This is a genomic window from Aeromonas sp. 102P, assembly GCF_051920345.1.
In the GTDB taxonomy this organism is placed as follows: Bacteria; Pseudomonadota; Gammaproteobacteria; order Enterobacterales; family Aeromonadaceae; genus Aeromonas; species Aeromonas veronii.
Genome location: NZ_JBQBCZ010000001.1, coordinates 1,653,169 through 1,670,268 on the forward strand (window position 1 = coordinate 1,653,169; position 17,100 = coordinate 1,670,268).

At 57.5% G+C, this 17,100-nt stretch carries 21 protein-coding genes; 11 read left to right on the forward strand and 10 right to left on the reverse strand.

What is annotated here, in order from left to right; genetic code table 11:
* Positions 1-2: 2 nt before the first annotated feature.
* The 4 genes from ACTG1K_RS08020 to ACTG1K_RS08035 are packed head-to-tail and all read left to right on the forward strand — an operon-like array spanning position 3 to position 1,750.
* The gene (locus tag ACTG1K_RS08020) at positions 3-479 is read left to right on the forward strand and encodes a DUF2878 domain-containing protein (protein ID WP_159163039.1); all 477 of its coding nucleotides are present in this window, start codon (positions 3-5) and stop codon (positions 477-479) included.
* Positions 476-697, forward strand: coding sequence for a TIGR02450 family Trp-rich protein (locus ACTG1K_RS08025; protein WP_005338671.1), 222 nt, complete (start codon positions 476-478; stop codon positions 695-697). The genes ACTG1K_RS08020 and ACTG1K_RS08025 overlap by 4 nt, the downstream gene beginning before the upstream one ends.
* Complete coding sequence (locus tag ACTG1K_RS08030; RefSeq protein WP_429220732.1) at positions 654-1,196, forward strand: chalcone isomerase family protein; 543 nt, start codon at positions 654-656, stop codon at positions 1,194-1,196. Before ACTG1K_RS08025 ends, ACTG1K_RS08030 begins: the two co-directional genes overlap by 44 nt.
* Before the next feature lie 14 nt (positions 1,197-1,210).
* Positions 1,211-1,750 (forward strand): DUF3833 domain-containing protein, encoded by a 540-nt coding sequence (locus ACTG1K_RS08035; protein WP_429220731.1) that lies wholly within the window; start codon positions 1,211-1,213, stop codon positions 1,748-1,750.
* A 75-nt stretch (positions 1,751-1,825) separates the two neighbouring features.
* Here ACTG1K_RS08035 and nqrM read toward each other — a convergent pair whose 3' ends face one another.
* From nqrM to ACTG1K_RS08080, 9 genes are all read right to left on the reverse strand, one after another.
* On the reverse strand, positions 1,826-2,050 hold the full coding sequence (gene nqrM / locus ACTG1K_RS08040) for a (Na+)-NQR maturation NqrM (RefSeq protein WP_005338668.1): 225 nt from the start codon (positions 2,048-2,050) through the stop codon (positions 1,826-1,828).
* A gap of 9 nt (positions 2,051-2,059) precedes the next feature.
* Positions 2,060-3,097 (reverse strand): FAD:protein FMN transferase, encoded by a 1,038-nt coding sequence (locus ACTG1K_RS08045; RefSeq protein ID WP_440005059.1) that lies wholly within the window; start codon positions 3,095-3,097, stop codon positions 2,060-2,062.
* Positions 3,098-3,100: 3 nt separating this feature from the next.
* On the reverse strand, positions 3,101-4,324 hold the full coding sequence (gene nqrF / locus ACTG1K_RS08050; protein WP_005338656.1) for an NADH:ubiquinone reductase (Na(+)-transporting) subunit F: 1,224 nt from the start codon (positions 4,322-4,324) through the stop codon (positions 3,101-3,103).
* Positions 4,325-4,356: 32 nt separating this feature from the next.
* A complete protein-coding gene (nqrE, locus tag ACTG1K_RS08055) occupies positions 4,357-4,953 on the reverse strand; it encodes an NADH:ubiquinone reductase (Na(+)-transporting) subunit E (protein WP_005338645.1) in 597 nt (198 codons plus the stop codon).
* 3 nt (positions 4,954-4,956) lie between these two features.
* Positions 4,957-5,589, reverse strand: coding sequence for an NADH:ubiquinone reductase (Na(+)-transporting) subunit D (locus ACTG1K_RS08060; RefSeq protein WP_005338644.1), 633 nt, complete (start codon positions 5,587-5,589; stop codon positions 4,957-4,959).
* Positions 5,582-6,370, reverse strand: coding sequence for a Na(+)-translocating NADH-quinone reductase subunit C (locus tag ACTG1K_RS08065; protein WP_005338643.1), 789 nt, complete (start codon positions 6,368-6,370; stop codon positions 5,582-5,584). Before ACTG1K_RS08065 ends, ACTG1K_RS08060 begins: the two co-directional genes overlap by 8 nt.
* Positions 6,360-7,589, reverse strand: a complete 1,230-nt coding sequence (locus ACTG1K_RS08070; RefSeq protein WP_005338642.1) for an NADH:ubiquinone reductase (Na(+)-transporting) subunit B — start codon at positions 7,587-7,589, stop codon at positions 6,360-6,362. Before ACTG1K_RS08070 ends, ACTG1K_RS08065 begins: the two co-directional genes overlap by 11 nt.
* Before the next feature lie 3 nt (positions 7,590-7,592).
* The gene (locus ACTG1K_RS08075; protein WP_005349684.1) at positions 7,593-8,936 is read right to left on the reverse strand and encodes a Na(+)-translocating NADH-quinone reductase subunit A; all 1,344 of its coding nucleotides are present in this window, start codon (positions 8,934-8,936) and stop codon (positions 7,593-7,595) included.
* A gap of 434 nt (positions 8,937-9,370) precedes the next feature.
* Complete coding sequence (locus tag ACTG1K_RS08080) at positions 9,371-9,685, reverse strand: BolA family protein (protein ID WP_323874685.1); 315 nt, start codon at positions 9,683-9,685, stop codon at positions 9,371-9,373.
* Between the two features lie 204 nt (positions 9,686-9,889).
* On the opposite strand from ACTG1K_RS08080, the gene ACTG1K_RS08085 reads away from it, so the two are divergent.
* From ACTG1K_RS08085 to ACTG1K_RS08105, 5 genes are all read left to right on the forward strand, one after another.
* Positions 9,890-11,023 (forward strand): methyltransferase, encoded by a 1,134-nt coding sequence (locus ACTG1K_RS08085; RefSeq protein WP_440005060.1) that lies wholly within the window; start codon positions 9,890-9,892, stop codon positions 11,021-11,023.
* 17 nt (positions 11,024-11,040) lie between these two features.
* A complete protein-coding gene (locus tag ACTG1K_RS08090; RefSeq protein ID WP_440005061.1) occupies positions 11,041-11,625 on the forward strand; it encodes a YajG family lipoprotein in 585 nt (194 codons plus the stop codon).
* Between the two features lie 2 nt (positions 11,626-11,627).
* Positions 11,628-12,215, forward strand: a complete 588-nt coding sequence (locus ACTG1K_RS08095) for a peptidylprolyl isomerase (protein ID WP_440006810.1) — start codon at positions 11,628-11,630, stop codon at positions 12,213-12,215.
* A gap of 173 nt (positions 12,216-12,388) precedes the next feature.
* On the forward strand, positions 12,389-13,768 hold the full coding sequence (locus ACTG1K_RS08100; RefSeq protein ID WP_440005062.1) for an AmpG family muropeptide MFS transporter: 1,380 nt from the start codon (positions 12,389-12,391) through the stop codon (positions 13,766-13,768).
* A 156-nt stretch (positions 13,769-13,924) separates the two neighbouring features.
* Positions 13,925-14,764 carry a nucleoside-specific channel-forming Tsx family protein gene (locus ACTG1K_RS08105; RefSeq protein WP_252656030.1) on the forward strand — a complete coding sequence of 280 codons (840 nt, stop codon included), beginning with the start codon at positions 13,925-13,927 and terminating at the stop codon, positions 14,762-14,764.
* Positions 14,765-14,862: 98 nt separating this feature from the next.
* Here ACTG1K_RS08105 and ACTG1K_RS08110 read toward each other — a convergent pair whose 3' ends face one another.
* Complete coding sequence (locus ACTG1K_RS08110) at positions 14,863-15,345, reverse strand: YajQ family cyclic di-GMP-binding protein (RefSeq protein ID WP_005338634.1); 483 nt, start codon at positions 15,343-15,345, stop codon at positions 14,863-14,865.
* Between the two features lie 200 nt (positions 15,346-15,545).
* Between ACTG1K_RS08110 and ACTG1K_RS08115 the strand changes: the two genes are divergently transcribed.
* The gene (locus ACTG1K_RS08115) at positions 15,546-16,499 is read left to right on the forward strand and encodes a ketopantoate reductase family protein (RefSeq protein WP_440005063.1); all 954 of its coding nucleotides are present in this window, start codon (positions 15,546-15,548) and stop codon (positions 16,497-16,499) included.
* Between the two features lie 37 nt (positions 16,500-16,536).
* Positions 16,537-17,097 (forward strand): DJ-1 family glyoxalase III, encoded by a 561-nt coding sequence (locus ACTG1K_RS08120; protein WP_440005064.1) that lies wholly within the window; start codon positions 16,537-16,539, stop codon positions 17,095-17,097.
* Positions 17,098-17,100: the final 3 nt, after the last annotated feature.

Genomic DNA, 17,100 nt, shown 5'->3' on the forward strand with positions numbered 1-17,100 from the left:
CCATGTGGCAGTGGGCTCACCTGCTGGGGTTCAACCTCTACTGGTTGCTGGCGGTGAAGTGGCAGCAGCCGGGCCCGCTGCTGGCAATGTTGCTGCTGCATTTTCTCTTCTCACCCAGCCGCCAGCGTGACTGGCGGCTGCTTCCCATCGCGGTCGTCGGCTGTCTGCTGGATGCCCTGCTCTGGCAGCTCGGCCTGTTCCGTTTCCCGTCCGGTTTTCCCCTCTGGCTGGTGCTGCTCTGGCTCGGTTTTGCCCTGACGCTGGCCCACGGTATGCGCTGGCTGCTGCGCTTGCCTCGCTGGCAGCAGGCGCTGTTTGGCGTATTTGGCGGTGCCTCCTCCTATGTGGCGGGGGCCGCCATGGGGGCAGTAAACTTACCCTGGGGCATCTGGATCAGCACGGCGCTGCTGGCAGTGATCTGGATGTGGTGGTTACCCGTACTCCTGTGGGTAATGGTCAAGCTGGAGGGTGAGTCATGACAAACACCTTTTCGACCGACTCGTTGCTGTTTTCCAAATGGACCAAAGAGAGCCAGCATGAGCTGACTGATCGCTTCTATCTGGTGGTTGCCTGCCAGCGGGATGCGCAGGGGCAGCTGGTGCAGGTGGTGATGCAGGATATCAACACCCTGCAGGAACAGGAGATGGACTGGCATGAACTGGAAGACCCCAACCACTGGCATATGGGGTGGAATTAACCCGCTGCTGCTGGCGTTTACGCTCTTGGCTGCAACCGCGGTGCAGGCTTCTGCCGCCCCCTGGCAGCAGCTGCGCCCGGTCGGGCAGGGGGAGATGAACTGGCTCTGGTTCAAGCTCTACGATGCCACCCTCTACAGTGCGAGCGGGCACTACCAGCCCGGTCACTATCCGCAGGCCCTGACCCTCACCTATGCCAGATCCATCGAGCGGGAAGATCTGCTGAGCGCCACCGCCGCCGAGTGGCAGCGGCTCGGTCTTGGCTCTGACGCCGAGCGTCAGCGCTGGCTTGGCCAGCTCGCTGCACTCTGGCCCGATGTGCAGGCAGGCGACAAGCTCACCTTCTATGTCGACAAGGGCGGGACAGGCCACTTCTGGTGGCAGGAAAAACCCCTCGGCACCCTGGCCGATCCGCAATTCTCGGCCGCTTTTCTCGCCATCTGGCTGGCTGACAACAGCCGCGATCCCGCCCTTACCCGCCGCCTGCGTGGCCAACCCTGAACATGGAGTCTTTGATGTCCTTCTATCGTGCATACCGCTGGTTGCTGCTGCTCCCTTTTTTGCTGCTGAGCGGCTGTGGTGCCAGTCTCGATGACTATCGTGGGCAGGGGCCAAACTGGGATCTCGCCCGTTTCTTCAACGGCAAAATGGTGGCTCACGGCCTGGTGACCGACCGCAGCGGCGAAGTGACCAGTCGCTTTCGGGTCGAGATGGTGGGTCGTTGGAAGGATGGCAAGGGAGAGCTGTTCGAGCAGTTCTACTTTGATGATGGCCGCCAGCAGACCCGTACCTGGTATCTGAGCAAGGGGGTTGACGGTCACTGGCGAGGTACTGCTTCCGATGTGGTGGGAGAGGCGGTGGGTAAAAGCGAAGGGTTCGCCCTCAACTGGCGTTATCAGCTCGATCTGGCGCTGCCGGATGGCGAGGTCGTGCGGGTGAGCTTCGATGACTGGATGTATCTGCTGGACGAAGATCGTCTGATCAATCGTGCCGAGATCAGCAAGTTCGGCATCCATCTGGGTGAGGTGATCCTCTACATCGAGCGAACATCCTGACCGGTGTGCTCTGTGTGAAAGCCAATAAAAAAAGCGCGCCGATGGCGCGCTCTTGTCTATCGCAAGGCAGGCAGATCAGATGATCCGGTTCTCCTCCAGCATCTTGCGACGGGCCTCTTCCTTGGCCATCTTCTTCTTGCGATTGTCGCAAGGTTCGGGGCAGTCGCACTCCTTCTCGATGCCGACGCTACCCAGACCGCCACAGGAGCCGGAGATGGTCTTCTTCTGGAAGATATAACCGATAGCCATGGCGGCTATCACCAGCATGAATACCCCGAAGGTGATCAGAAAAATCTGCATCTCTACCTCTTACTTCTTGACCAGATAGGGCTTGAAGGCATCGGAGTAAGCCTCTTCAAAGCCGTTGTCCGTCTTGGTGATCACGAAGATCGCCAAGCCGCGCTCGTTGGCATAGGCCAGGCTCTTCGCGGTCCCCATCACCATAAACACGGTGGCCAGCCCGTCTGCGGTCATGCAGGAGGGGTGGATCACGGTGACCGACACCAGACGGTGCTGGATCGGCTTGCCGCTGCGCGGATCTATGGTGTGGGAGAAGCGCTGACCATCCAGTTCATAGTAGTTGCGGTAATCGCCGGAGGTGGCCACCCCGTTGTCACCGGGCACGATCACCTCTTGCACCGTGCCGGTGCCTGCGGTGGGCTTCTCGATGGCCACGCGCCAGGGGTGCCCCTTGCCGTTGACGCCATTGATCCGCAGCTCGCCGCCAATCTCCACCAGATAGTTACGCGCACCCAGTGACTCCAGATACTCGGCTACCTTGTCCACACCAAAGCCCTTGGCGATGGCGGAGAGATCGACGTAGAGATCCGGAATGTCTTTTTGCAGGGTGTCGGCATCCACCGAGGTGATGACGTGCAGGTTGCCCAGACCGGTCTTCTGGCGAGTCTGGGTGATCAGCTCGTCGGAAGGGACCTTGGTCGGCTTCTTGTCCGGGCCAAAGCCCCACAGATTGACCAAGGGGCCAACGGTGACGTCCAGCGCCCCCTGGCTCTCACGGCCAATGTGAATGGCCTCTGTGACGACCCGTGCGGTATCGCGGGAGACCACTACCGGTTTGTTGTCACGGCTCTGGTTGAAGCGTGACAGTTCGGAATCGGGGCGATAGGTCGACATCTGATCGTTGACCCGCTCCAGCAAGACATCGACCTCGGCCTGCAATTTGGCTGGATCGGTGATGGCGCTGTCCGCCACCTTGATGGAGTAGTAAGTGCCCATGGTGCTACCGGTGATGTGGATCTCCGGCTTGGATTGGACCGTCTCCTGACCGCACCCAGTCAAGAAAAAGGCTAGCCCGAAGGCTAGCCAGGTCTTTACAACACTGTGCATGGATTAACCACCAAAGTCATCCAACAGGATGTTTTCGTCTTCAACGCCCAAGTCTTTGAGCATGTTGATGACGGCAGCGTTCATCACCGGAGGTCCACACATGTAGAACTCGCAATCTTCCGGTGCTTCGTGGTTCTTGAGATAGTTCTCGTAGAGCACGTTGTGGATGAAGCCGGTGTAGCCGTCCCAGTTGTCTTCCGGTTGCGGATCAGACAGGGCGACGTTCCAGGTGAAGTTCTCGTTCTCGGCGGCGAGCATGTCAAAGTCTTCGACATAGAACATTTCGCGCTTGGAACGGGCACCGTACCAGAAGCTCATCTTGCGCTTGGACTTCAGGCGACGCAGCTGGTCGAAGATATGGGAACGCATCGGCGCCATACCTGCACCACCACCGATAAATACCATTTCGGCATCGGTGTCTTTGGCGAAGAACTCACCGAACGGACCGGAGATGGTCACCTTGTCGCCAGCCTTCAGGCTGAAGATGTAGGAGGACATCTGTCCCGGAGGGGCAGTCCAGTTGCTGGGCGGCGGGGTCGCGATACGCACGTTCAGCATGATGATGCCGAACTCTTCCGGATAGTTGGCCATGGAGTAGGCACGGATGATTGGCTCATCGACCTTGGACTCCAGCTCAAAAATCTTGAAGCGATCCCAGTCACCGCGATACTCCTCGGGAATATCGAAGTTCTTGTAGTGCACGTGGTGAGCCGGGGCTTCAATCTGGATATAACCACCGGCGCGGAACGGCACGCTTTCGCCATCGGGGATCTGCAGCTTGAGCTCCTTGATGAAGGTGGCCTTGTTATCGTTGGAGATAACAGTACATTCCCACTTCTTCACCCCGAAGATCTCTTCCGGCAGTTCGATATCCATGTCGGAGCGAACGGTAACCTGACAGGCCAGACGCTCGCCATGACGGGCTTCGCCCTTGCTGATGTGATCCAGTTCGGTCGGCAGAATGTCGCCGCCACCGGATTTCACCCGTACCTTGCACTGGCCGCAGGAGCCACCGCCGCCACAGGCGGAGGAGACGAAGATACCGCTGCCAGCCAGCACGCCGAGCAGCTTGCCACCGGCCGGGCTGGTCACAGCCTTGGCCGGGTCACCATTGATGCTGATTGTCACGTCGCCCGCGGTCACCAGCTTGGACTTGGCGAACAGAATGACTGCCACCAGTGCCAGCAGGATCACGGTAAACATGACCACACCCAAAATAATTTCCATCTATCGTTCCTTTCTGATTGCAGGAAAGCCGATTACAGGGAGATACCAGAGAAGGACATGAAGCCCAGCGCCATCAGACCGGCGGTGATGAAGGTGATGCCCAGACCGCGCAGGCCTTCCGGAACATCGGAGTACTTCATCTTCTCGCGGATACCAGCCAGCGCAACGATCGCCAGCATCCAGCCTGCCCCTGAACCCACACCGTAGACCACAGACTCCATGAAGTTGTAGTCACGCTGCACCATGAAGGAGACGCCACCGAAGATGGCGCAGTTCACGGTGATGAGCGGCAGGAAGATACCCAGCGCGTTGTAGAGTGCCGGGAAGTACTTGTCCAGCGCCATCTCCAGGATCTGTACCAGTGCTGCAATCACACCGATGAAGGTGATGAAGCTCAGGAAGCTCAGATCCAGACCGGATACCAGAGCGCCATCTTTAAGCACGTAGTTGTAGATCAGGTTGTTGGCAGGAACCGCGATGGTCTGCACCACAATAACGGCAATACCCAGACCCATGGAGGTCTTTACCTTCTTGGACACCGCCAGGAAGGTACACATCCCCAGGAAGAAGGAGAGTGCCAGGTTTTCGATGAAGATCGATTTAATCAACAGACTCAGATAGTGTTCCATACCTTAATCCTTCGCCTCCACCTGCTTGGGATCCTTGGTGCGTACGCCCCAAATGATCAGACCAATGATGAAGAATGCACTCGGCGGCAGCAGCAGCAGGCCGTTGGGCACATACCAGCCACCGTTGTTCACCAGCGGCAGCAGCTCGATGCCGAACCAGGTGCCGGAGCCCAGCAGTTCACGCACGGTCGCGACACTCAGCAGAATGGCACCATAGCCCAGACCGTTGCCGATACCATCCAGGAAGGAGGGTAGCGGGGCACTCTTCATGGCGTACGCTTCGGCGCGGCCCATTACGATACAGTTGGTGATGATCAGACCCACGAAGACCGACAGTTGCTTGGAGATGTCATAGGCGTACGCCTTGAGCACCTGGTCAACCACGATAACCAGTGAGGCGATGATCGCCATCTGCACGATGATCCGGACGCTGTTCGGAATCTGGTTGCGGATCAGGGAGATGAACAGGTTTGAGAAGGCGGTGACCGCCATGACCGCGAGGGTCATTACAAACGCAGTTTTCATCTGGCTGGTAACCGCCAGTGCAGAACAGACACCCAGCACCTGCAAGGCGATGGGGTTGTTGCCCAGCACAGGCGTCAACAGCAACTTCTTCATTTCGCTCTTGTCAGCCATTGTTGATTTCTCCTGCACGAACCTTGGCCAGGAAAGGACCAAAGCCCTTGGGACCCATCCAGAAGTCGAAGGTATGCTGTACACCGTTACCGGTCAGAGTGGCACCGGAGAGACCATCGATCTCGTGCTCGGAGCCCGCCGGAGCATGGCCCTTGATGACGCGCAGCGCCGGCATGCCATTCTGGTCGAACAGTTTCTTGTCCTTGAACAGCGCCTGCCAGGCCGGGTTTTCGATCTCGCCACCCAGACCCGGTGTTTCACCGTGGTCATAGTAGGTGATGCCCTTGATGGTCTGGCCATCAGCAGCAACGGCGACGAAGGCATACATGGTCGACCACAGACCCTGACCATAGATGGGCAGGATGATGCTGTCGATCTTGCCTTCGGCATCCTTGGCGAAGAATACCGGGATCTGCTTGGAGATCTGACGCAGGCTGGCCTTGTCGTCAGCGGCGGCAAGACGGATGCTGCGGGCCGGATCTTTGGCTGCCTGCTTGGTGTCGAAGTTGTCGGCATCGCCGTCAACAAAGTCACCGGTCGCCAGATCCACCAGACGCGCTTCGATCTTCTCGCCATACAGTTTGGCCAGGTCGCGCTTGGCCACTTCGCTTACATCCACACCGGCTACGGCGAGAATGTTGCTCTGCTTGTCCAGCGCCTTGTTTTCCTGCTGGGTAGAACGCAGGCCCACAGCGGCAACGGATACCACGATGGAACAGGCCAGACAGAGGCCGGTGACCACGCTGACGGTGCCGAGGGTTGAATCTTTATTAAACGCCACGAGCAATCCTCCGCTTGATGTTTGCCTGAGCGACGAAGTGGTCAAACAGGGGAGCAAACAGGTTCGCAAACAGAATGGCCAGCATCATGCCTTCCGGGAACGCAGGGTTGACCACGCGAACCAGCACGACCATTACGCCGATCAGGGCGCCATACCACCACTTGCCTTTGTTGGTAAAGGCTGCGGAGACAGGGTCGGTCGCCATGAAGGCCATACCGAAGGCGAAGCCACCCAGTACCAGATGCCAGTGCCACGGCATGTTGAACATGGGGTTGGTATCGGAACCGATGACGTTGAACAGCAGGGAGGTGGCGATCATACCGATCATCACGCCGGCGATGATGCGCCAGGAGGCGATGCGCATGTAGACGATCATGGCCGCACCCAGCAGGATCATCAGGGTAGAGACTTCACCGATGGAACCCGGCAGGTTACCCAGGAAAGCGTCCATCCAGCTGATAGCCTGGCCGGTTGCACCGTTGATCAGCGCCATCTGGCCGCCTTGGGCCCACTGGCTCAGGGCAGTCGCGCCGGAGAAACCGTCAACGGCAACCCACACGGCGTCACCGGAGATCTGGCCCGGGTAGGCAAAGAACAGGAACGCACGACCAGCCAGCGCCGGGTTCAGGAAGTTCTTGCCGGTACCACCGAACACCTCTTTGGCCATCACCACACCGAAGGTGATACCCAGCGCAGCTTGCCACAGTGGCAGCTCGGGCGGCACGATCAGGGCAAACAGGATGGAGGTTACGAAGAAGCCTTCGTTGATCTCGTGTTTGCGCACCATGGCGAACAGCACTTCCCAGAAACCACCGACAAAGAAGACTGTGATGTAGATCGGGAAGAAGTGGGTGGCGCCAATCAGCATCTTGCTGCCGATACCGGCAACAGCCGGATCGAGGGAGGCGCCCAGCATGGTAGCCAGGGCATATTGCCAGCTGCTGGCACCAGCAGCCGAGCCCATGTGGGCAATGGCGGCAATCGCCTGGTTACCAACGTTGTACATGCCCCAGAACATGGCCGGGAACACGGCCAGCCACACCATGATCATCATGCGCTTCAGATCGAGCGCATCACGAACGTGGGAGGCGTTGCGGGTAACGCTACCCGGGGTATAGAACAGGGTGTACGCCGCTTCGAACAGGGCATAGTACTTGGCGTACTTTCCACCCGGTTCGAAGTGGTGTTCCATATTTTCAAGAAGTTGCTTGAAACTCATCGCTTAACCTTCCAGTTCAATCTTGGTCAGGCACTCACGCAAGATCGGGCCGTACTCTGTCTTGCCGGGGCAGACAAAGGTACAGAGCGCCAAATCTTCCTCATCCAGCTCCAGGCAGCCCAGTGCTTGCGCACCGTCGGTATCGCCGGAGACCATGTCCCGCAGCAGCAGGGTCGGCAGGATGTCGAGTGGCATCACCCGCTCATAGTTGCCGATAGGCACCATGGAACGGTCACTACCGTTGGTAGTGGTGGTGAAGTTGATCAGCTTGCCCTTCATCAGATGAGAGAGGGTGGTACGGGTGATAGAGAACTTGTTGGCGCTGGGGTTGATCCAGCCCAGGAACTCTTTCTCGCGACCTTCACCCAGCACGCAAACCTGATTGTGGTAGCGGCCCAGGTAGTCGTGAACACCTTCGGCTTTGGCACCACTCAGGATAGAACCGGAGATGATACGGTTTTCGTCGGCACGCAGCTCATTATTGGTGAGCTGACTGATGCAGGCGCCCAGACGGGTACGCAGCAGACGCGGCTTGAGCACGTTCGGGCCAGCCAGCGCGATCACCTTGTCAGTGAAGATCTGACCGGTGGTGAACAGCTTGCCGAATGCAATCACATCCTGATAGTTGATGTGCCACTGCACCTTGGTGCTGCTGACCGGATCCAGGAAGTGGATATGGGTACCCGGCAGACCGGCAGGGTGCGGACCAACGAAGATCTCTTCCTTGACCTGAGCCAGCGGAGAGTGGGGCAGACTGCCTTCGCCTTTACAGACGTAGACGGCGCCGTCGGTCAGGCGGGTCAATACGGCCAGACCATCGAGGAAGGCCTGCGGCTGTTCCTTGATAATCAGCTCGGCATCGGCTGCCAGCGGGTTGGTGTCCATTGCAGTCACAAAGATGGCGCGCGGGGCAGACGCTACCGCGGGGACTTTGCTGAACGGACGGGTACGCAACGCAGTCCACTGACCTGATGCGACCAGGATCTCTTGCACCTTGCTGCGCTCGAGCTTGGCCAGCTCGGCAGAGGCAAAATGCTCAAACGTCACCTGTTCATCGGAACCGTCGAGGTCGATGACCACAGACTGGAGAACACGTTTGGCACCACGGTTGATCTCTGAAACCACACCGGTGGCAGGAGCTGTGAATTTAACGCCCGGATTCTTCTTGTCTTCAAAAAGATCCTGACCTTTGATGACGCGATCACCTACTTTGACGAACATAGTAGGTCGCATCCCCACAAACTCCTCGCCCAGTGTCGCAACACGGGTGATGGCGGGGCCATCGTAGATTACTTGCTCTGGCGCACCCAGCACGGGGATGTCCAGTCCTCTTTTGATTGTAATCATACTTACTTGCACTACCGTTACGGGAGAGGTTGGTTAGCGCCGAGAAATACATCACGACGGGTGGTTGAATGAGTCGATGTTGTGGTTGCGCCAGGTGGGCAGGCTCAACAATTATTCAACATGCAGGCTCACTCAAAAGCGCTTGAGTTTACCACTTAAGGTGCATTTTCTGCCATGCCAAATGGGCAAAATCCCCGTGCCATCACAAAATTAACCTGCAATGAATAAGGCCCCGACACCTTGTAAGTAGTGGTTTTAAAGGTTTTTTTATTTCGATACCTCGATGGGGGTATTTGTCTTTGTCTCCACTATCAACAAAAAGCCTTGATGCCGAAATATACCCCCTTGGATGTAGCCTTTTCGGGGCCAATGGGGGAAATTTGTTTAATTTTTGTTGGCAGGTTCTCGAGGGGAATCCTGTGGTACAACCGCTTTCAGGAGAGTGACGGTTTGCCAACGCAGCTCGGGGTGCGCGGGGCGTGGCCTTTTCCCCGCCACTCGGTCTCTGTGTAGGTATGCAGTGCCAGTGCATGAACGGCACCGGCCAGCTCGTCGGCCAGCACAGCATTGACCTGACGATGACGGGCCAGCAGCCGCTGCCCTGCAAATTGCTCGCTGACGATCACCACCTTGAAGTGGCTCTCAGATCCCGGTTCCACACGGTGCATGTGGCTCTCGTTGATCACCTCCAGCACGGTGGGGGAGAGGGCGGCGGTCAGCTTGGCTTCAATCAGTTGTTGGATGGTCATCGGATCGGCTTCCAGAGTGAATGTCGGGCCATTCTATCGGCAGTCGCGGGATGGAATAAGCCCCCGGAAGAGGGAAATCACCCGTCAGTTGCCCCCTTGATGCGCATCGAACTGGTGAAATTCCTGCTCCTCGCTAGAATAGCGCCACTTTGCGTCGCCCCTGGCGCCTGTATACACGAATCAAGCCGAGGTTGGACTCTTCCTATGCAAACCCTTCTCGACACTCCCCATTACCAGCTCACGCTCTACCGCTATCCGCGCCAGAGTCAGGAGACCCTGCAAGCCTGGGATGCGGCTGACGAATACCTGATCAATACCCTGGCGGAGTCTCCCCTCGAGCAGGCGGGCCCCGTCATCATCATGAATGACGGTTTTGGCGCGCTGGCCGCCTATCTGCATCCGCACTCCCCCTACTGCGTCACCGACTCCTACATCAGTGAGCGGGCGACCCTGGCCAATCTGGCCGAAAACGGGCTGGATGCAGGCGGGATCCGCTTGCAGGATGCGCTGGCGCCGCTGCCCGATGCCCCTGCGCTGGTGGTGATCAAGGTCTCCAAATATCAGGCTCTATTGGAGCAGCAACTGCTGGCATTGCGTGCGGTGGTGACACCGGCAACCCGCGTTATTGCTGCCGGCAAGGCGAAGGATATTCATACCTCCACCCTCAAGTTGTTCGAGAAGTATTTGGGGCCTACCCGTACCTCGCTGGCCTGGAAGAAGGCGCGCCTCATTCACTGCGAGCCGCAGGCTGAATGTCCCGCGCTGGCCAACCCCTTCCCGACTGTTTGGCCGCTGGAGGGGAGTGGCATGCTCATCCACAACCATGCCAACGTCTTCTCGCGCACCAGTCTCGATATTGGTGCCCGTTTTATGCTGGACAACCTGCCCATCCACAGTGCCCGCAAGGTGATCGATCTGGGCTGTGGCAACGGGGTGCTGGGTCTGTCGCTGCTCGCCAAAGACAGCGAGGTGGAGGTGACCTTTATCGATGAATCCTACATGGCGGTCGCCTCGGCACAGCTCAACGTCGAGCACAATCTGCCCGATGCACTGCCGCGCGCCCGCTTTATGGTCAACAACTGTCTCGACGGGGTGGCGGCCGGTTCGGCGGATCGGATCCTCTGCAACCCTCCTTTCCATCAGCTGCAGGCGATCACCGATCATATTGCCTGGCAGATGTTCAGCGATGCGCACCGGGTGTTGCCTCAAGGGGGGGAACTCTGGATAGTAGGCAACCGTCATCTGGACTATCACAACAAACTCAAGCGCTTGTTTGCCAACGCACAAGTCGTTGCGTCGAACAGCAAATTCGTTATTTTGAAAGCCATCAAACGCTAAAGCCAAAGGAAACCATGATGAAAAAGTCACTCTTGCTGCTGGCCGCCCTGATGCTGGGCGGGTGTGCCACTCATTGGCCAGAGACGGCGCTGCTCAATCCGCAGGTGATCCCCGCCAACCAGCAATATTACTCTGGCAATCGCATCACCATGGAAGGGGTAGACAAGCGTGAGGCGGCCTATGTCTTCTCCATCAAACATAAAGAGAAGGCGCCGGTGCTGGTCAACAGCGAGCGTCCGCTCAATCTGCTGATGGCCGAGCGGCTGGCCGAAGGGCTGCGCAGCCAGGGTCTCGAAGTGGGCAACAGTGGCACCACCAACCTGACGTTGGTGATCTCCAGTGCCGCGGTCAATGTGGAGGAGAAGACCTTTACCTATGTCACCAAATCTCGCGTCAGCCTGCAGGTGATCGCCGATTTCCAGGGCAGCCGTCTGACCAAGCAGTTCAACATGTCCTCCAGCAAGGAGGGCCCAAGCGAGCCAAGCATGGCGGACCTGGAGTCTACACTGAACCTGCAACTGGGTAGCGTGCTGCAGCAGATCATGGCTGATGACGCGCTGCGCGGTTACCTGAAAGGTCAACCGAACGGAGCAGGGGTCTGATGATGAAAAAACTCTGGTTGCTGACCATGCTGATCGCCCCGCTGGCGTTCGCGGGGCCGAAAGTCAGAATGGAGACCAACCACGGCAATATCGTGGTGGAGCTGGCGTCCAAGCAGGCGCCACAGACGGTGAAGAACTTCCTGCGCTACGTGGCTGATGGCAGCTACGATGGCAGCATCTTCCACCGGGTGATCCAGGATTTCGTGGTGCAGGGTGGGGGCTACAACCAGCAGTTCCAGCAACTGCCTACCTATGAGCCGGTGGTCAACGAGTCGCGCGGTGGTCTGCCCAACAAGCGCGGCACCATCGCCATGGCCCGTACCCAGGCGGTCGACAGCGCTACCCGTCAGTTCTATTTCAATCTGGTCGACAACAACAACCTCAATGCCGATGGCAGTGCCGGTTACACGGTATTTGGTCAGGTAGTGCAGGGGATGGCGGTGCTGGATAAGCTGGCTAAGGTGCAGACCGGTTACAGCCCCATTTTGCGTGCCAACGATGTGCCGACCAGCCCCATCATTTTGAAGAGGGTGATTTTGCTGGCAGAAGCCCCGGCAGACAAGAAAGTCGACAAGAACGTCGGCAAGTAACCCTCGCCGGACACAGTACGTTACCTCGCTCTTGTTAGGCCACAATGCAAGGCTCATCCCGTTCGGGATGGGCCTTTTCTTTCTCTGGGCTTCTTTTACCTATCTCTTTGCTCGCCTTGGCTATCTGCCTTCAACCTGCCAAAATGACGCACTTTCCCAATGTCGTCAGGTAGTTGAATATGGTCCGCAAACCAAGCTGGAGAGAGTCCCTCGCCGTCTATCTCGAATTTCGGGTGTTTATTCTCTTTGCCATGGGTTTTTCATCGGGTCTGCCGCTGCTGCTGGTGTTCGGTACCCTCTCATTCTGGTTGCGCGAGGCCGATGTCAGCCTGACCGATATCGGCTATATGAGCTGGGTGGCGCTCGCCTATGGCTTTAAATGGCTGTGGTCGCCGCTGGTGGATCGCATGCCGCTGCCGTTGCTCTCCACGCTGCTGGGGCGTCGCCGCAGCTGGATGTTCTTCTCCCAACTGCTGATTGCCGCAGCGCTGGTCGGCATGGCGTTCTGCGATCCCAAGACCGAGCTGGCCCAGCTGGCGATGTTTGCCCTGCTGGTGGCCTTTGCCTCGGCCACGCAGGATATCGTCATCGACGCCTATCGCATCGAATCCGCCCCCGAGCGGCTACAGGCGGCGATGGCTGCCTCCTACATGACTGGCTACCGACTGGCGATGATCATGGCGGGCGCCGGTGCGCTGGCGCTGGCAGCCTGGTTTGGCAGCAACAGCGGCTATGACTATCGTGGCTGGCAGATTACCTATCTGGTGATGGCGGGTCTGATGTCACTCGGGGTCATCACCACGCTGTTTTGCCACGAGCCGGAAATCGATCTGGCCGAGCAGGGCAAACAACAGGCCGAACGCAAGGCGCAGCTCCTGGAAAAAGGGTGGCCTGCACTGCTGGCGAGTGCGGGGGCCTGGGCCTATGAGGCCGTCTGGTGTCCGTTCGCCGACTTCTTTCGTCGCTATGGTAGCTCGGCGCTGCTGATCCTGGCTCTGATCGCCTGCTATCGGGTTGCCGATGTGGTGATGGGGGTGATGTCCAACAGCTTCTATGTGGATATGCAGTTCAGCAAAACTGAGGTTGCCACCATTACCAAAGTGTTTGGTGTCATCATGACGCTAGTGGGGGCGGCGCTGGGGGGCGTGCTGGTGATGCGCTTCGGTACGCTGCGCATCCTGTTCTTGGGGGCGCTGCTCACCGCCAGCACCAACCTGTTGTTTGCCCTGCTCAATCAGGTTGGTCACAATCTGGAACTGCTGACCCTGATCATTTCTCTCGACAACCTCAGTGCCGGTATCGCGACCGCGGCCTTCGTGACCTATCTCTCCAGCCTCACCAATGTGGCATTTTCGGCCACTCAGTACGCCCTGTTCAGCTCGGTAATGTTGCTGCTACCCAAGTTGCTGGCCGGTTTTTCCGGGCAGGTTGTGGAGCTGATTGGCTACAGTGCTTTCTTTGTCGGAACCAGTGTATTGGGCTTGCCCGTGTTGTTGTTGATTGTGCTTGTCGCCAGAAAAGGGAGTGAGTTGCTCTCAACGGCTGACAAATAGCAAGCGTTTGCGTAGAATCGGGGGTGATTAGATTCACACTTCCGGATAAAGTTCCCGAGAAGTTGTTTCACCCCCAATTTTATTTGATTAGAATCCCTCTCGCTCCTTGTGGGCAGGCTACGGAAAACCTCAACTAACGCACAAGAGACCAATAAAATGGCCAAATTTACCAAGACTCTGATCGCTGCCGGTCTGCTGGCTGCTGCCGCTACCCCGGCCTTCGCTGCTGACTACAGCGGTGATATCCACAAGAATGACTACAAGTGGATGCAGTTCAATATCATGCACACCATCGATCAGCGTCCGATTTTTACCGAAGATGGTAGCTACAACGATACCTACTTCGAAATGGAGTTTGGCGGTCGTTCCGGCATCTTCGATCTGTACGGTTATGTTGACGTCTTCGATATCTTTGATTCCAAGCACAGCGACAAGCACGATGGTGACAACCTCTACATGAAGTTTGCTCCGCGTGTGTCTCTGGATGCCCTGACGGGTCAGGATCTCTCTTTTGGTCCGGTGCAGGAAGTTTATGTTGCCTCTCTGTTCAGCGTAGGTGGTCCGCACGGATTGTTTGAATCCATGGTCGGTCTGGGTGCTGACGTACAAGTGCCATGGTTTGGCAAAGTTGGTATGAACCTGTACAAACGTCATGTTAATGAGTCAGGTTCTATTAACGATAAGGGTGTTAAAATTGATGTTGCTGGTGAAGGTTGGAATGGTCAGCAGTTCTCCATGAACTGGTTCAAACCTTTCTATACCTTCTCCAACGGCAGCTTCGTCTCCTACCAAGGTTATCTGGATTACACCTGGGGCATGAAAGAGCCTAGCCATTCTGATGGTTTGGGTACTTTCCACGGTATCTACTGGCACTCAGACCGTTACGCCGTTGGTTACGGTCTGAAGTACTTCAACGAAATCTACGGTATTGACAACAACGATGTCAGTAAGTCTACCGGTTTCGGTCACTACTTCTCTGTTACCTACAAGTTCTAATCAAACTTGGGGGACAAAAAACCGGAGCCTTGGCTCCGGTTTTTTATTTTCGCGCTATGCGTGACGCGCTCGGTAGCGGCGCCACGCAACAGCATTATTTAGTCGCGGAAATTCTGGAACTGCATCGGCTGACCCAGTTCGGCGCCTCGGACCAGTGCCATGGTCTCTTGCAGATCGTCACGCTTCTTGCCGGTGACACGTACTTCATCACCCTGGATGGCGACCTGTACCTTGATTTTGGAGTCCTTGATCAGCTTGACCAGCTTCTTGGCGATCTCTTTCTCGATCCCCTGCTTGAATTTGACGGTCAGGTGGAAACGCTTGCCGGAGTGAACGGAGTCACCCACTTCCATGGAGCTGTTTTCGATGTTGCGCTTGAGCAGGGCGCCGCGCAGGATTTCGACCATCTGCTTGAGCTGGAAATCAGCATCGGCTTCCAGTTTTACCTCTTCCTTGTTCAACTCGAAGCTGGCTTCTACCCCACGAAAATCGAAACGGGTGGCCAGTTCACGATTGGCGTTGTCGACTGCGTTCAACACCTCGTTCATTTTGACTTCAGAGACAATATCGAATGACGGCATAGCCGGAGCTCCTCATGTTGCGTTATCGGGGGGCAAATCTACCAGAAAACGGGCAAATTTGCTGATTTTGATGGGGTTGCTCTGCTAGAATCCCCTGCGCACAGGATAGGTGGACCCGTTAGTGTCCATCAGCGACATCTTCATTTATCCCCGGTAACAGGTTGAGAGGATTGCAACCCTTACCCTGACAGAGTCACACCATGCCAAGCGGATTAAAAAATTCCCGACAGCCCGTTATTCCACCCGTTACTCCGAAGTGGTCACTGTTGGGTTGTGGCGCCCTCGGCGGCGTTTTTGCCTCCCTGCTGACCCAGAGTGGTCAATCTACCCGTGTCTTGTTGCGCGAACATCATAAGTCCACGCTCCATCCGGGGATCGATTTCACCTCGCTGGAGGGGCAGGTCCAGCTGCTCAATATCGAGCGCGGGTTTGTCAGCAAACCCGGCAAGATCCAGCGTTTGCTGGTGATGACCAAGGCCAGTCAGGTGGTTGGCGCCCTAGCTCCACTGGCTGGCAATCTGGATGCTGGCGTGCCGATCGTACTGCTGCACAACGGGATGGGGATTGCCGAGAAGGTGGTCCAGATGTTCCCGCATAACCCGGTGATTGCCGGTGTCACCAGCCATGGCGCCATGCAGTGCGGCCATTTTGTCTTCCGTCATACTGGCAAGGGGGAAACCTGGCTTGGCCCGATCAACGATGCCGCCAAGTCCCATGCCGCGCTCGCGGACGAGCTGGCGTTGGCACTGGGGCAGGCTGGCTGGGATGAGCAGATAGTGGCACGCCAGTGGCAAAAGCTGGCCATCAACTGTGCCATCAATCCCCTGACGGCCCTCTACAAGCTGAAAAATGGCGAGCTGGCTGGCCCCCGTTTTGCCGATGCCCTGCAGCAGATCTGCGTGGAAGTGGCGGATGTGATGTGCGCCGAAGGAGTTGCAACCACGGCAGAGGAGTTGCAGCGTCGGGTGATGACAGTGGTGGAACTGACCGCTGACAATTACTCCTCCATGCATCAGGATATGGAGCTGGGACGCGAGACCGAGATTGAGGCCATCACCGGCTTCCTGCTGGCCAAGGCTGCCCGGCATGGCATTGCCGTACCGGTCAATCAGGGTCTCTATCAGGCGATTAAAGAGAAGAGTCAGGCCGTCTGATCTTTTACATGGCAGAGCAAGCTGCAAGGAGGCGAACGTGAGTGTACTGGTGCTGGTGGCCCCTGGGTCGGAAGAGATAGAGACGGTCGCCATTGTCGATACCCTGGTGCGCGCCAGCATCGAGGTGGTGCTGGCCTCTTGTTGCCCTGCTGGATCCCGGCAGGTGAAAGCATCGCGCGGGGTACAGCTGGTGGCCGATTGTCATATCGACGAGCTGATTAGTCGGGAGTTTGAAGCCATCGTGGTGCCTGGCGGTCTGCCCGGCAGCGAAGTGATCCGCGATACCCCGCTGGCCATCGAACGGCTCAAAGAGCAGGCCGCTTTTGGTCGCTGGCGCGCTGCCATCTGCGCCGCCCCTGTGGTGGTGTTGCAACATCACGCTCTGCTGGGTGATGCCATCGTCACCTGTCATCCCGGCTTTCAGTCCCGACTGTCGACATCGCAGTTGTCACATGAGCGGGTCGTCAGGGATGAGGCTCATCGCCTGATTACCAGTCAGGGGCCGGGCAGCGCCATCGAGTTTACGCTCGAACTGGTTCGGGTGCTGCGCGGGGATGATGTGGCTACCGCCGTGGCTGGCCCTATGGTGCTGCCTTGAGCG

Excerpts from the sequence above, each read along its gene's own strand:
- ACTG1K_RS08060 (WP_005338644.1), bottom strand. The coding sequence starts at position 5,589 with ATGGCTGACAAGAGCGAAATGAAGAAGTTGCTGTTGACGCCTGTGCTG.
- ACTG1K_RS08045 (WP_440005059.1), bottom strand. The coding sequence starts at position 3,097 with ATGCACAGTGTTGTAAAGACCTGGCTAGCCTTCGGGCTAGCCTTTTTC.
- ACTG1K_RS08085 (WP_440005060.1), top strand. The coding sequence starts at position 9,890 with ATGCAAACCCTTCTCGACACTCCCCATTACCAGCTCACGCTCTACCGC.
- ACTG1K_RS08030 (WP_429220732.1), top strand. The coding sequence starts at position 654 with ATGAACTGGAAGACCCCAACCACTGGCATATGGGGTGGAATTAACCCG.
- ACTG1K_RS08035 (WP_429220731.1), top strand. The coding sequence starts at position 1,211 with ATGTCCTTCTATCGTGCATACCGCTGGTTGCTGCTGCTCCCTTTTTTG.
- ACTG1K_RS08070 (WP_005338642.1), bottom strand. The coding sequence starts at position 7,589 with ATGAGTTTCAAGCAACTTCTTGAAAATATGGAACACCACTTCGAACCG.
- ACTG1K_RS08095 (WP_440006810.1), top strand. The coding sequence starts at position 11,628 with ATGAAAAAACTCTGGTTGCTGACCATGCTGATCGCCCCGCTGGCGTTC.
- ACTG1K_RS08090 (WP_440005061.1), top strand. The coding sequence starts at position 11,041 with ATGAAAAAGTCACTCTTGCTGCTGGCCGCCCTGATGCTGGGCGGGTGT.
- ACTG1K_RS08075 (WP_005349684.1), bottom strand. The coding sequence starts at position 8,936 with ATGATTACAATCAAAAGAGGACTGGACATCCCCGTGCTGGGTGCGCCA.
- ACTG1K_RS08105 (WP_252656030.1), top strand. The coding sequence starts at position 13,925 with ATGGCCAAATTTACCAAGACTCTGATCGCTGCCGGTCTGCTGGCTGCT.
- nqrM (WP_005338668.1), bottom strand. The coding sequence starts at position 2,050 with ATGCAGATTTTTCTGATCACCTTCGGGGTATTCATGCTGGTGATAGCC.
- ACTG1K_RS08020 (WP_159163039.1), top strand. The coding sequence starts at position 3 with ATGTGGCAGTGGGCTCACCTGCTGGGGTTCAACCTCTACTGGTTGCTG.
- nqrF (WP_005338656.1), bottom strand. The coding sequence starts at position 4,324 with ATGGAAATTATTTTGGGTGTGGTCATGTTTACCGTGATCCTGCTGGCA.
- ACTG1K_RS08025 (WP_005338671.1), top strand. The coding sequence starts at position 476 with ATGACAAACACCTTTTCGACCGACTCGTTGCTGTTTTCCAAATGGACC.
- nqrE (WP_005338645.1), bottom strand. The coding sequence starts at position 4,953 with ATGGAACACTATCTGAGTCTGTTGATTAAATCGATCTTCATCGAAAAC.
- ACTG1K_RS08110 (WP_005338634.1), bottom strand. The coding sequence starts at position 15,345 with ATGCCGTCATTCGATATTGTCTCTGAAGTCAAAATGAACGAGGTGTTG.
- ACTG1K_RS08115 (WP_440005063.1), top strand. The coding sequence starts at position 15,546 with ATGCCAAGCGGATTAAAAAATTCCCGACAGCCCGTTATTCCACCCGTT.
- ACTG1K_RS08080 (WP_323874685.1), bottom strand. The coding sequence starts at position 9,685 with ATGACCATCCAACAACTGATTGAAGCCAAGCTGACCGCCGCCCTCTCC.